The organism is Streptomyces sp. NPDC090025 (genome assembly GCF_044748125.1).
GTDB lineage: Bacteria > Actinomycetota > Actinomycetes > Streptomycetales > Streptomycetaceae > Streptomyces.
In genome coordinates this window covers 268,183-280,054 of the sequence record NZ_JBIVFL010000003.1, presented here as the reverse complement: position 1 = coordinate 280,054, position 11,872 = coordinate 268,183, and the positions used below count along the sequence as shown (strand labels likewise).

Here is an 11,872-nt window from a genome sequence, read left to right as displayed (position 1 = left end):
CGGTCAGTTCAAAAAGTTACCGCTGAGTCGCCGAACTGGCAAAAGCCCAGGTCAGCCTGATTGTCAGTGGGGCCGGGCACGATGAACACATACGGCCACAGCGCCGTCACCCGACGACAGGAGGCTCGTCATGGCCGGCCACTCCGCCGCAGCCGCACACCGGCGCTCCACCGCGCGCCGCCCCGCCGCCCCCGCCCAGCTCGGACCCGCGTCCGACATCCACCCGGTCCTGCGGCGCTCCTCCGCGCCGCCCGCCGCTCTCGACCTGCTCGCCAAGGCCAGGGCCGGACTCGACGAGGCCGCCGCGCTCCAGGAGCCCAACGAGCGCTACGCGACCGCCCATCTCGCCGCCCTGCGCACCGCCGCCGCCGTGCTCGCCGCCCGCGGCAGGCCCGAGCGGGACCCCCGCAAGCGCGCCCGGATCCGCAGCACCTGGGAGGTGCTGCCCGAGATAGCCCCCGAACTCGACGAGTGGAGCGCCCTGTTCGCCGCCGGAGCCGACCGGCGGGCCCGCGCCGAGGCGGGCATCGCCGGTGCCGCGAGCCGCCGCGACGCCGACGACCTGATCAGGGACGCCGCCATGTTCCTGCGCCTGATCGAGCGGCTGCTCGTGCTCCAGCCGGTGCTGCCCCGCCAGCCCGGGCCCGAGGAGGCCGCCGGATGACCGGGGGAGGGAGCCCGAGGCCATAGGGTGGGGAGCGTTCGTCCCCGTCACCGAGGAGTCAGCAACCGTGTCGGACCCTTCCCGTGTCTCCGGTCGAGAGGCGACCTCGCGCCCGTCGCGATCCTCCCTGCGCACCGCCGTCGTCTGGGACGTCCTCAAGGACGCCCTGGACCGCCGGGCGGCGGACCTGGGGAAGGACAGCCTCGACGTCCTCGACACGGGCGGCGGCTCCGGCAACTTCGCCGTCCCGGTGGCCCGGCTGGGCCACCGGGTGACCGTGGTCGACCCCAGCCCCAACGCGCTGTTCGCGCTGGAGCGGCGGGCCGCCGAGGCGGGCGTCGCCGACCGCGTCCAGGGCGTCCAGGGTGACATCCGCGGCCTGTTCGACGTCGTCGGCCGCGAGGCGTTCGACAGCGTGCTGTGCCACGGCGTCCTGGAGTACGTGGACGACCCGGCCGAAGGCGTCCGCAACGCGGCCGCCGCGCTGCGTCCCGGCGGCAGCCTCAGCCTGCTCGCCGCCGGGCTCGGCGGGGCGGTCCTCGCCCGCGCGCTGGCCGGACACTTCACCGAGGCCCGGCACGCGCTCGGCGACCCGGACGGCCGCTGGGGCGCCGGTGACCCGGTGCCCCGCCGGTTCACCGCCGACCAGCTCACCGGGCTCGCCGCCGACGCGGGCCTCGACGTCGGCTCCGTGCACGGGGTGCGGATCTTCGCCGACCTGGTGCCCGGGGTCCTCGTCGACACCGAGCCCGGCGCCGCCGAGGCGCTGCTCAAGCTGGAGGCGGCGGCGGCCGAGCTGGCGTCCTTCCACGCCATCGCCACCCAGCTCCACGTGCTCGGCCGCAAGCACGGCTGACCCGCCGCGCGCCCGGCCCCGGGTCCGCCACCCGCACGGCGGCGCCCGGCGCCCGGCGGCCCGGACCGCCGCCGTGGGCGCTGAGCAGCGACGCAGTCGCGGATGGAGTACGCCACAGCCAGCCCGAACCGACCCATGTCCCCGTATGATCGAGGGACACCATCCGGCATGACGGCCAAGGTGCTGGGGAATCAACGCCTCAGCATCCGATCCGCATGGCGGCCCGGATCGGCGATTTGGCATTGAGGGCGGGTTTCACGGGGGCGATTCCCTGCCTATCCTGAAAGGGCCGCAAACCGGTCGCCCCCGCGACCGACGACGAGGAGGACTCCGTGCCGCTCTCGGAGCACGAGCAGCGCATGCTCGAGCAGATGGAGCGAGCGCTGTACGCCGAAGATCCCAAGTTCGCGACAGCGCTCGAGGGAAGCGGACTGCGTACGTACACCCGGCGACGGGTCTACCAAGCGGTCGCCGGCTTCCTGGTGGGTATCGCGCTCCTCATGGCCGGAGTGGTGGCCCAGCAGTGGTGGATCAGCGTGGCGGGATTCCTCGTCATGCTGGGCTGCGCCGTGATGGCGGTCACCGGATGGCGCAAGGCGCCCAAGCCGGGTGAGCAGCAGGTGCGGGGGGCCGCAGGAGGCGGCCATCAGGCGCGTCAGAAGCGCTCGATGATGACCCGCATCGAAGAGCGGTGGCAGCGCCGCCGCGATGAGCAGCAGGGCGGCCACCACTAGGACCGCCGACCCCCGACAGTGACACGACAGCGGGCCCGCACCGATGAGGTGCGGGCCCGCTGTCATGTCATGACGTGCGCGGTGCCGTGCCGTGCGCTGCGGGCCGGTCCCGTGGGCCCCCGGACCCGCAGGTCCGAGGCCCACGAGACCGGGGGTCGGCTAGGAGGGCTTCCGGGACAGCGTCCGCAGCGTCGCCCGGGTGCGGGCGGACCAGGCCGACCGCAGTGCCGTCCAGCGCTCCCCGGCGGCCCACCTCACCCGTACGGCCGAGCGGGGCAGCAGCAGGGCCCGCAGCCGGGCCCGGCGGCCCGCACCGGCCGCGAAGGCCGCGCGGATCAGCCCGGCCTGGTCGGTCAGGCCGGTGGCCGGGCGGGGGCTCGGCGCGTAGAGCGCCTCCTCCACCGCGCGGGCCACCCGGTGCACCGCGTCCGCCGCGTCCTGCGGCAGCTCGCCTTGGGCGACCAGCCGGGCCGCCGTCCGGCGCGGGGTGCGGGACTCGTCGGGGAGCACCCCGTGGTCCCAGGCGGTGTCGTTGATCTCCTGCCAGACCGCGAGCACCCGGGCCACCGGGTCGGGCGCCGGGCCGAGCCTTCTGGCCCGCACCCGGGTCCGCCACAGCCAGGGCGCCAGGAGCAGCCCGGCGAGCACCAGCACGCCGAGCCCGATCGGCAGATACGGCCACAGCGGGATGCCGCCCGCGCCGTCCTGCCCGGCCCGCTGCTCCTCGGGGTCGCGCCCGCAGCCGCCGAGCCTGCGCTCCTGCGGGGTGCAGCTCTCCGAGGCGCTGGGCACCGCCGAGGGCTGCGCCGAGGCACCGGCCGAGGGCACCGTCGACGGGGTCGCCCCGCCGCCCACCGCCTGCGCGCGGGCGTACGACGGGACCGAGCCGCGCGACGGCGTCGGCTCGAAGCGGACCCAGCCCGCCCCCTCGAAGTACAGCTCGGGCCACGCGTGGGCGTCCCGGATGCCCACCGACACGGCGCCGTCGGGCTGCGGGGTGCCCGGCATGAAGCCGACCGCGACCCGCGCCGGGATGCCGAGCGAACGGGCCATCGCCGCCATCGAGAAGGAGAAGTGGACGCAGAAGCCCTCCTTGTCCTTCAGGAAGCGGGAGATCGCGCCGACGCCGGTGCCCGACTCCACGTTCACGTCGTAGCGGAAGCCGCCGTCCCGCGCGAACCAGTCCTGCAGCCGTACCGCCCGCTCGTAGTCGTTGCCCGCGCCCTGGGTGACCCGCAGCGCCGTCGACTTCACGTCGGGCGGCAGCGAGGCCGGCACCCGGGTGTACTCCCGGCGCAGCTTGTCGGGGGCGGCCGGGGCGTTCGCCAGCTGCTCGGCGGTGGGCCGCACGTCCAGGCTGGTGACCGAGTAGCGCGAGCCGCGGGTGGTCTGCCCGTTGTCGCCGACCAGCATCCGGCCGGCCGGCTCGTACCGCCAGCTGCCGCTGATGGAGACCCGGGACGCCGGGTACGGCATCGGCAGCCACTTCTGCTCGTACGCGCCGGAGGCGACCAGGTTGGTGGTGATCTCGGTGACCCGGACGTCCTGCGCGAGGCCGTCGGGCCAGGGCAGTTGCTCGGGCACGTCCTCGATGGGGCGCACCGAGGACTTCCAGGCGGTGCCGTCGAACTGGTCGAGGGAGACGAGCCGCAGATAGAGGTTGCTGACGTCGGTGACGTTGGTGCGGTAGCGGAGCACCTCGCGGTCCTCCGGCTGGCGCAGGTCGTTCTGCAGCGACACCAGCGGGTTCACGGCGGAGATCGTGCCGCCCTTGCCGCCCTGGCCCGGGCCCTCGCCGGAGTCGCCGAACAGACCGCCGGTCAGTCCTGGCGGCAGCACGGGCACGATCAGCGCGACCGCGAGCGAGACCGCGCCGATCCGCACGCCGGTGCGGGCCGGGGCGGACACGCCCCGGTCGTCGGCCAGCGGGGAGGCGGGGCGGCCGGGCCGCGCGCCGCCGAACACCCGGCCCCAGGCGGACAGCCGGTCCCGGCCCTCGGCGAGGAGCAGCAGCAGATAGCCGGTGCCCGCGAGCAGGAAGCAGACGATGCCGGCGTCGCCGCCGGACAGACCGGCGGCGACCGAGTAGAGCGCGAGCAGCGGCAGGCCCGCCGGGGCCGCGTTGCGGAAGGTGACCGCGAGCGCGTCCACCAGGAGTCCGATCACCGCGACCCCGGTGACCAGGAGCAGCCGGATGCCGGGGGTGTTCGGCGCCGGCGGGGCGTAGGTGCCGACGTCCTGCACGCCCGCCTGGAACAGCTCACCGAACGCGGTGAACGCCTGCGGGCCCGGCAGCACCCCGAGCAGCGCCTGGTCGCGGACGAAGACCACGGTCAGGAGCAGCAGGGTGAGCACCGCCTGGGCGGTGATGGTCAGCGGCCGGGCCAGCGGCACCCGCCGGGTCGCCGTGCCGACGGCGCTCTGCAGGGCGAGCAGCAGCGCCGCGGTGAGGATCCAGGTGAACGGCCTGACCAGCTGGGTCAGCGAGATCGACGCGGTCAGCGTCGCCACCCAGGCCGCGAGCGTCAGCCGCGCGCGCCCGCTCATGACCAACCTCCGTAGGTGTCGGCGGCGGGCTGCGCGCCCGCTCCGCCCGCGTGCTGCCAGAGTTCGCCGAGCCGGGCGCCCGGCCGTACCGCGAACGCCTGCCAGCCCGCCTCGCGCAGCACCCGCAGCCGGTCGTCGACCGCACCGGCGACGGCGCCGCCGGTCAGCCAGGTGCCGGAGTCGAGCAGGAAGGCGACGGCGCCGCCGCCGCGGTGGCGCATCCGGGCCACCAGCGCCGCCTGCTCCTCGTCGAGGTCGCCGAGGAAGGCGACGAGCAGCCCCTCGTGGCCGCCGCGCAGCACGTCGGATGCGCGGGAGAGCCCGGCGCCCTCGGAGTGGTCGACGACGGCCAGGGTGTCCATCAGGAGTCCGGCGGCCTCGGCGGTGTCGTGGCCGCCGCCCGCGAAGCCCTCGGCGCCCTCGCCGGGCACGGTGCTGCCGGTGTCGGTGAGCAGCCGGACCGCGTAGCCGCGCTCCAGCATGTGGGTGAGCACGGAGGCGGCGCCGGAGACGGCCCACTCCCAGGCGGAGTCGGGGCCGCCGCCCTCGTAGCCGGTCTCGCGGGTGTCGAGCAGCACCGTGCAGCGGGCCCGCTGCGGCTGCTCCTCGCGGCGCACCATCAGCTCGCCGTAGCGCGCGGTGGAGCGCCAGTGGACCCGGCGCAGGTCGTCGCCGTGCCGGTAGGCGCGCGGGATGATGTCGTCGTCACCGGCGAGCGCGAGCGCCCGCTGCTGCCCCTCGCCGTACCCGGAGGAACCGCCGGTGAGGGTGACGGCGGGCAGCGGCTCGGTGCGCGGGACGACGATGAGGGTGTCGTACGCGCTGAAGGAGCGGGTCAGTTCGCACATCCCGAACGGGTCGGTGAGCCGCAGCTGGAGCGGGCCGAGCGGGAACCGGCCGCGCAGGTCGGAGCGGACCCGGTAGGACACCTCGCGGCGGCCGCCGGGCTCGACCCGGTCGAGCACGAAGCGGGGCCGGGGGCCCAGCATGTACGGCACGTGGTCCTGGAGCATCAGCAGGCCGGTGGGCAGCCGGGACACGTTGTCCATCCGGAGGTGGACCCGGGCCTCGGTGGCGGTCTCGACCCGCTGCGGGCTGAGCCGCCGTCCGGCGGCGACCCGGTGCCGGGTGCGGTGCAGCACGACGACGCAGACCAGCGGCAGCACGGCGATCAGCAGACCGACCCGCAGCAGGTCGGTCTGGCCGAGTACGAACGCGCAGACGGCGGCGGCGACCCCGGCGGCGAGGAAGGACCGGCCGCGGGTGGTGAGGCCGGCCAGGGCGGCCCGCAGGCTGCCCCGGTCGCCGTCGTCGTCCGGTGCCCCCGCGGCCCGCGGGTGCGGGGCGGCGCTGCTCATCACACCCGCCGGGCGCCGGGCTGCTGCTGGCCGTAGTAGGGGCCGGGCGCCTGCGAGGGCGGCGTGGGCGCGGCGGCCGGGACGGGGGTGCGCTGCAGGATGTCGTGGACGACCTGCTCGGCGGTGCGCCGGTTGAGCTGGGCCTGCGCGGTGGGCAGCAGCCGGTGCGCGAGGACCGGGGCGGCGAGCGCCTGGAGGTCGTCGGGCAGCACGTACTCCCGGCCGCTGAGGGCGGCGGACGCCTTGGCGGCCCGCAGCAGGTGCAGGGTGGCCCGCGGGGAGGCGCCGAGCCGCAGGTCGGGGTGGCTGCGGGTGGCGGCGACGAGGTCCACCGCGTACCGCCGGACGGCCTCGGCGACGTGCACCGCGCGGACCGCCTCGACCAGCTTCAGGATCTCGTGGGCGTGGGCCACCGGCTGGAGGTCGTCCAGCGGGGAGACCGAGCCGTGCGCGTCGAGCATCTTCAGCTCGGCCTCGGGGCTCGGGTAGCCCATGGACACCCGGGCCATGAAGCGGTCGCGCTGCGCCTCGGGCAGCGGGTAGGTGCCCTCCATCTCCACCGGGTTCTGGGTGGCGACGACCATGAAGGGGCTGGGCAGCTCGTAGGTCTGGCCGTCGACCGTGACCTGGCGCTCCTCCATGGACTCCAGGAGGGCGGACTGGGTCTTGGGCGAGGCCCGGTTGATCTCGTCGCCGATCACGATCTGGGCGAAGATCGCGCCCGGCTTGAACTCGAACTCGCGGGCCTGCTGGTCGAAGATCGACACGCCCGTGATGTCCGAGGGCAGCAGGTCGGGCGTGAACTGGATGCGCCGCACCGAGCAGTCGATGGACCGCGCCAGTGTCTTGGCCAGCATCGTCTTGCCCACGCCCGGGACGTCCTCGATGAGGAGATGTCCCTCGGCGAGCAGCACGGTCAGCGCGAGCCGTACGACCTCGGGCTTGCCCTCGATCACGCTCTCCACCGACCCGCGGACGCGCTCCGCTGTGGTGGTCAGATCTGTGAGGCTCGCTCGGTCGTCATAGGTGGTCACCCCGGCCCTCCTCGGCCCTTTCGCAGCACCGACACCTGCCCCCGGCACGGTGGCCGGGGGGTGTCATCCACGCATTCTTGTTGCCGTGGCGGGCTCGTGTCACTTGGCTGCCCTCGGCCTGTGGATAACTCAGGGTGAATTGCCCGTGTTTGCGGGCTTGCGTCGGGCTGGAAAGTCGGGCCGGGAATCCGGTCAGGCCGGGTCGATCTCGCGCAGCAGACCCGTCGTCACGTCGAAGACGAAGCCCCGCACGTCGTCGTTGTGCAGCAGGAACGGGGAGGTGCGCACCCGCTGCATGGACTGCCGGACGTCCTGGTCGACATCGCGGAACGCCTCCACCGCCCACGCCGGACGCTGGCCGACCTCGTCCTCGATCTCGTGCCGGAAGTCCTCGGTGAGCGACTCCAGGCCGCAGCCGGTGTGGTGCACCAGCATCACGCTGCGGGTGCCGAGCGCGCGCTGGCTGATGGTGAGCGAACGGATCACGTCGTCGGTGACCACACCGCCCGCGTTGCGGATGGTGTGGCAGTCGCCGAGTTCGAGACCGAGCGCGGCGTGCAGGTCGAGCCGGGCGTCCATGCAGGCCACCACGGCGACGTGCCGCACGGGCCGGGCGTCCATCCCGGGGTCGGCGAAGTCGGCGGCGTACCGCGTGTTGGCCTGGACGAGCCGGTCGATGACGGTGTTCTCGCCGTTGTCCGCACCGTTTTCGGTGCTCGCGGTGGTTATCGCGTCGGCGGAGGGGTGCGCAGAGGTCGACATACCGACGACGGTAGTGGTCAACGGGTGCTCAAGCCTGCTGTGAGAGCGGACAAAGAGCGTCAATGAACCTTGTTGTGAGCGAACCCACAGCCGTTCTCGAGCGGGGCCGTCCGGGTGAACGGCGCGAATCCTCCGACCGCCCCGTCCCCGTCGCGCGACGCGCCAGCCGGTTGGTTGACCGAGGGGTCCGTTGGACTAAAGTGGCGCGAAGTTCACGGAGACATCGCGCGATTTCCGCCGATTCTCCCCCGTAACACGCGGCGGTACCCACGGCTCGGCCCCTTCCGCTCGCCGGCGGTACCTGTTCCCGCCGGATCTGAGAGGGCGCTTTGAGCAACGACCGACATGTCCCGGTGATGCTGCAGCGGTGCCTCGACCTGTTGGCCCCCGCCCTGGAGCACCCCGGCGCCGTCGTCGTCGACTGCACCCTCGGCCTCGGCGGCCACAGCGAGGCCCTGCTCCAGCGCTTCCCCGAGGCACGGCTGATCGCCCTCGACCGCGACAAGGAGGCCCTGCGCCTCTCCGGCGAGCGGCTCGCCCCCTACGGCGAGCGCGCCACCCTGGTGCACGCGGTCTACGACGAGCTGCCCGAGGTCCTGGACCGGCTCGGCGTCCCGTACGTCGACGGCGTCCTGTTCGACCTGGGCGTCTCCTCGATGCAGCTGGACGAGGCCGACCGCGGCTTCGCCTACGCCCAGGACGCCCCGCTCGACATGCGCATGGACCAGACCACCGGGATCAGCGCCGCCGAGGTCCTCAACACCTACCCGGCCGGCGACCTGGTCCGCATCCTGCGCGCGTACGGCGAGGAGAAGCAGGCCAAGCGGATCGTCTCGGCGATCGTCCGCGAACGCGAGAAGGAACCGTTCGACCACAGCGCACGGCTCGTCGAACTGATCCGCGACTCCCTGCCGCAGGCCGCCAAGCGCACCGGCGGCAACCCCGCCAAGCGCACCTTCCAGGCCCTGCGCATCGAGGTCAACGGCGAACTGTCGGTCCTGGAGAACGCGATCCCCGCCGCCGTGAAGGCGCTCGCCGTGAACGGCCGGATCGCCGTCCTCTCGTACCACTCCCTGGAGGACCGGCTGGTCAAGCAGGTGTTCGCGGCGGGCGCCGCGAACACCGCGCCGCCCGGCCTGCCCGTCGTCCCGGAGCGCTACCAGCCCCGTCTGAAGCTGCTCACCCGAGGCGCCGAACTGCCCACCGAGGAGGAGGTCGCCGAGAACCGCAGGGCGGCCCCCGCGCGTCTTCGCGGAGCACAGCGGATCCGGGCGGACGAGCCCGCGTGAGCCGGGCGCGCGCGGCGGCGCGGCGGCGCGGCGGGACCGGCGGGACCGGCGGGACCGGAAGAAAGGCGACGGGCGATGACGGCACAGGGGCCCCTCAAGGGGCGGGCGGCACGGCTCGGCAGGCTGATGCCGTCAGGACCGAGCACCGCCGCCCGTACCCCCTTCGTCCTCCTGGTGGTGCTGCTGCTCGGCGGCGGCCTGATCACCCTGCTGCTCCTCAACTCCGCCCTCAACCAGGGCTCCTTCCAGCTCAGCGAGCTCAAGAAGCGCACCACCGAGCTCACCGACGAGGAGCAGGCGCTGCAGCGCGACGTCGACGACAGCGCCGCCCCCGACGCCCTGGAGCGGCGGGCCCGCCAGCTCGGCATGGTGCCCGGCGGCACCCCCGCCTTCCTCGACCCGGACGGCAAGGTCCGCGGCGCGCCCACCGAGGCCGCCGCCCCCAAGCCCACGCCCCGCACCACCCCCGCGGCGCCGCCGCGCACCATCGCGCCGCCGGTCGTCCCGCCCGCGGGCGCCACCGGAGCCGCGAAACCGCCCGTGCCGCCCCCCGCCACCGGAAAACCCGCCACCGCCACCACCGGCACCGGCGCCCCCGCGACCGCCCCCACGACCTCCGGCAGGTGACCCGTGCCCCCCAAGGAGCCCCCGCGCCGCCGCGTCCCCGGCCCGGCCCGCCCCACCCGGCCCCGGCCCGCCGCCGGGTCCGGCGGACGGCCCGCACCGCGCCCCGCGCCGCCCCGCCGCCCGGCCGCCCGGCCCGCCGCCCGGGCCCGCACCATCCGGCTCGGCAGCCCCAAGCCCCGGCTGCGGCTCGTCTCGCTCGGCCTCACCCTGGTCATGCTGGCCTTCGTGGTGCGGCTGCTCCAGGTGCAGGCCGTCGACGCCAGCGCGTACGCCGCCAAGGCCGAGAAGCACCGCTACCAGGAGTACACGCTCTCCGCCGACCGCGGTGAGATCACCGACCGCAACGGGGTCGCGCTCGCCGCCAGCGTCGACGCGTACGACATCACCGCCGACCCCAAGCTGTTCACGCCCGAGGACGCCAGGACCAAGGACGCCCCCGAGCAGGCCGCCGCGCTCCTCGCGCCGATCCTCGGCAAGGAACCCGCCGAACTCGCCAAGAAGCTGCGCACCCCCAAGTCCCGCTACACCCTGCTCGCCCGCAAGCAGACCCCGCAGGTCTGGAACCAGATCAAGGACCTCAAGAAGGTCTACGAGCAGAAGGCCAAGCCCGTCAACGGCGGCAACGGCGTCAACCTGCTCGGCGGCGTGCTCAGCGAGCCCAGCACCAAACGCGTGTACCCCAACAACGAACTCGCCGCCGGGATACTGGGCTACGTCAACGCCGAGGGCCGCGGCGCCGGCGGCGTGGAGTCCATGCTCGACAAGGAACTCGCCGGCAAGGACGGCAAGATCCGCTACGCCCAGTCCGGCGGCCGCCGGGTGCCCACCGCGGGCTCCCAGGGCACCCCCGCCGTGCCCGGCTCCGACATCGAGCTGACCATCGACCGGGACATCCAGTGGGCCGCCCAGCAGGCCATCACCGACCAGGTGCGCAAGTCCAAGGCCGACCGCGGCTACGTCGTCGTCCAGGACACCCGCACCGGCGAGGTGCTCGCCATGGCCAACGCCCCCGGCTTCGACCCCAACGACCTCAGCCAGGCCAACGCCACCGCCATGGGGAACGCGGCCCTCCAGGACGCCTACGAGCCCGGCTCCACCAGCAAGGTCATGTCGATGGCCGCCGTGCTCGAACACGGCGTGGCCGCCCCCGACACCCGGGTCACCGTCCCCAACCGGCTGCACCGCGGCGACCGGCTGTTCAAGGACGACATCGACCACCCCACCTGGTACCTGACGCTCAACGGCGTCCTCGCCAAGTCCAGCAACATCGGCACCATCCTCGCCACCGGACAGCTGGGCAAGACCCAGGCCGAGGCCAACAAGGCGCTCTACGACCAGCTGCGCAAGTTCGGCGTCGGCAGCCCCACCGGCCTCGACTACCCCGGCGAGACCCCCGGCATCCTCGCCAAACCCCAGGACTGGTCGACCTCGCAGCAGTACACGATCCCGTTCGGCCAGGGCCTCTCGCTCAGCGCCATGCAGGCCGCGTCCGTCTACTCCACCATCGCCAACGGCGGGGTCAGGATCGAGCCGACCCTGGTCCGCGGCACCCGCGGCCCCGACGGCCGCTTCACCGCCGCGCCCACGCCCGAGCAGAGCCGGGTGGTCAGCGAGAAGACCGCCAAGACCCTCGCCCAGATGCTGGAGTCCGTCGTCGACGACGAGGAGGGCACCGGCAACAAGGCCGCGATCCCCGGCTACCGGGTCGCGGGCAAGACCGGCACCGCCAACCGGGTCGACCCCGAACTCGGCATCTACAAGGGCTACACCGCCTCCTTCGCCGGGTTCGCCCCCGCCGACGAACCCCGGGTGGCCGTCTACTGCGCCATCCAGAACCCCACCAAGGGCAGCTACTTCGGCGGCCAGATCTGCGGCCCCATCTACAAGAAGGTCATGGAGTTCGCGCTCAAGACCCTCCACGTCCCGCCCACCGGACGCCCGCCCGCCCGCCTGCCCGTCACCTTCAAGCCGTGACACGCCGTGACGCCCCGCGCCACGCCG

At 74.1% G+C, this 11,872-nt stretch carries 10 protein-coding genes; 6 read left to right on the top strand and 4 right to left on the bottom strand.

Annotated features, from left to right (window positions below):
* Positions 1–130 precede the first annotated feature (130 nt).
* From ACIPXM_RS10615 to ACIPXM_RS10605, 3 genes are all read left to right on the top strand, one after another.
* A complete protein-coding gene (locus ACIPXM_RS10615) occupies positions 131–664 on the top strand; it encodes an SAV_6107 family HEPN domain-containing protein (protein ID WP_401654181.1) in 534 nt (177 codons plus the stop codon).
* 67 nt (positions 665–731) lie between these two features.
* Positions 732–1,520: a methyltransferase gene (locus ACIPXM_RS10610; protein ID WP_401654179.1), complete on the top strand. Its 789-nt coding sequence runs from the start codon at positions 732–734 to the stop codon at positions 1,518–1,520.
* A 332-nt stretch (positions 1,521–1,852) separates the two neighbouring features.
* Positions 1,853–2,254: a DUF3040 domain-containing protein gene (locus tag ACIPXM_RS10605; RefSeq protein ID WP_401654176.1), complete on the top strand. Its 402-nt coding sequence runs from the start codon at positions 1,853–1,855 to the stop codon at positions 2,252–2,254.
* Between the two features lie 159 nt (positions 2,255–2,413).
* Here ACIPXM_RS10605 and ACIPXM_RS10600 read toward each other — a convergent pair whose 3' ends face one another.
* The 4 genes from ACIPXM_RS10600 to ACIPXM_RS10585 form a co-directional block, all read right to left on the bottom strand.
* Entirely contained in the window at positions 2,414–4,801 is a 2,388-nt protein-coding gene (locus tag ACIPXM_RS10600; protein ID WP_401654174.1) for a DUF3488 and DUF4129 domain-containing transglutaminase family protein, read from the bottom strand.
* The gene (locus tag ACIPXM_RS10595; protein WP_401654171.1) at positions 4,798–6,159 is read right to left on the bottom strand and encodes a DUF58 domain-containing protein; all 1,362 of its coding nucleotides are present in this window, start codon (positions 6,157–6,159) and stop codon (positions 4,798–4,800) included. The genes ACIPXM_RS10600 and ACIPXM_RS10595 overlap by 4 nt, the downstream gene beginning before the upstream one ends.
* Positions 6,159–7,193 carry an AAA family ATPase gene (locus tag ACIPXM_RS10590; protein WP_401654169.1) on the bottom strand — a complete coding sequence of 345 codons (1,035 nt, stop codon included), beginning with the start codon at positions 7,191–7,193 and terminating at the stop codon, positions 6,159–6,161. Before ACIPXM_RS10590 ends, ACIPXM_RS10595 begins: the two co-directional genes overlap by 1 nt.
* A gap of 192 nt (positions 7,194–7,385) precedes the next feature.
* The gene (locus ACIPXM_RS10585) at positions 7,386–7,955 is read right to left on the bottom strand and encodes a beta-class carbonic anhydrase (protein WP_401654167.1); all 570 of its coding nucleotides are present in this window, start codon (positions 7,953–7,955) and stop codon (positions 7,386–7,388) included.
* 329 nt (positions 7,956–8,284) lie between these two features.
* Here ACIPXM_RS10585 and rsmH point away from each other — a divergent pair, with 329 nt between their 5' ends.
* The 3 genes from rsmH (at position 8,285) to ACIPXM_RS10570 (ending at position 11,845) form a co-directional block, all read left to right on the top strand.
* Positions 8,285–9,244 carry a 16S rRNA (cytosine(1402)-N(4))-methyltransferase RsmH gene (rsmH, locus tag ACIPXM_RS10580; RefSeq protein ID WP_401654165.1) on the top strand — a complete coding sequence of 320 codons (960 nt, stop codon included), beginning with the start codon at positions 8,285–8,287 and terminating at the stop codon, positions 9,242–9,244.
* 75 nt (positions 9,245–9,319) lie between these two features.
* Positions 9,320–9,871: a septum formation initiator gene (locus tag ACIPXM_RS10575; protein WP_401654163.1), complete on the top strand. Its 552-nt coding sequence runs from the start codon at positions 9,320–9,322 to the stop codon at positions 9,869–9,871.
* 3 nt (positions 9,872–9,874) lie between these two features.
* Positions 9,875–11,845, top strand: a complete 1,971-nt coding sequence (locus ACIPXM_RS10570; protein ID WP_401654161.1) for a peptidoglycan D,D-transpeptidase FtsI family protein — start codon at positions 9,875–9,877, stop codon at positions 11,843–11,845.
* Positions 11,846–11,872: the final 27 nt, after the last annotated feature.

Bases quoted from the DNA above. Each gene is read 5' to 3' on its own strand.
- ACIPXM_RS10615 (WP_401654181.1), top strand. From the start codon at position 131: ATGGCCGGCCACTCCGCCGCAGCCGCACACCGGCGCTCCACCGCGCGC.
- ACIPXM_RS10600 (WP_401654174.1), bottom strand. From the start codon at position 4,801: ATGAGCGGGCGCGCGCGGCTGACGCTCGCGGCCTGGGTGGCGACGCTG.
- ACIPXM_RS10595 (WP_401654171.1), bottom strand. From the start codon at position 6,159: ATGAGCAGCGCCGCCCCGCACCCGCGGGCCGCGGGGGCACCGGACGAC.
- ACIPXM_RS10585 (WP_401654167.1), bottom strand. From the start codon at position 7,955: ATGTCGACCTCTGCGCACCCCTCCGCCGACGCGATAACCACCGCGAGC.
- ACIPXM_RS10575 (WP_401654163.1), top strand. From the start codon at position 9,320: ATGACGGCACAGGGGCCCCTCAAGGGGCGGGCGGCACGGCTCGGCAGG.